General features: G+C 60.7%; 1 protein-coding gene. It reads right to left on the bottom strand.

Annotated features, from left to right (window positions below; all coding sequences use genetic code 11):
* Positions 1 to 646, bottom strand: a 646-nt coding sequence (locus DVK06_RS16875) for an RNA-guided endonuclease TnpB family protein (RefSeq protein WP_147438155.1), incomplete at both ends; no start/stop codon positions are given.

Here is a 646-nt window from a genome sequence, read left to right as displayed (position 1 = left end):
TCGTCGTCCCTCTCGGGTTGACCGCCACGAAGTGCGTCCCCTCTCGCTTGCACTTGTACTCGAGCATCCGAAGGAACGTTCGCCACGCGGCAGACGCCGTAGTGCGGCTGTTCGACGGCGATTCGAGCATCCCCTTCACGTTCAGGTCTTCGACCGCCACGAGGTCATACTCCCGAGCGTAGTACGCAGAGAGCTTGTGGAGGAAGTCGCGGCGCTTCCGTCGGAGGTGGGCGTGACACTCCACGACCCGCCGCCGTTGCTTCTCGTAGTTGTTCGACCCGTGTTCTTTCCGCGAGAGTTTCTGTTGCTCGCGTTCCAATCGCTCGCGTTCGTCCGAGAGGTCGAGTGATTCGACGGCGTGACCGTCCGTGTCGTGGGCATACTTGAGAATCCCAACGTCGATACCGACGCACGTCTCGGGATTCTCAGGCGGTTCGGGCGGTTCACGGTCCATTTCGACGCCGAAGGTGGCGAACCACTCGCCCGTCGGCTCTTTCTTGAGCGTGACTTGCTTGAGTTTCGCGTCGTCGGGGATAGGTCGGTGGAGTCGAATCGGGATATCCGCGAGCTTCGAGAGTGACAGCACGGTCTGACCGCCCTTCTTGTCGAGCTTGAAGCCAGACTGACTGTACGTGAAACTGCGGAA

Source organism: Halorubrum sp. Atlit-28R, from assembly GCF_003665955.1.
GTDB classification, from domain to species: Archaea; Halobacteriota; Halobacteria; order Halobacteriales; family Haloferacaceae; genus Halorubrum; species Halorubrum tropicale.
Note: the sequence above shows the minus strand (reverse complement) of the source record. Positions and strands in the feature narration are given on the sequence as shown.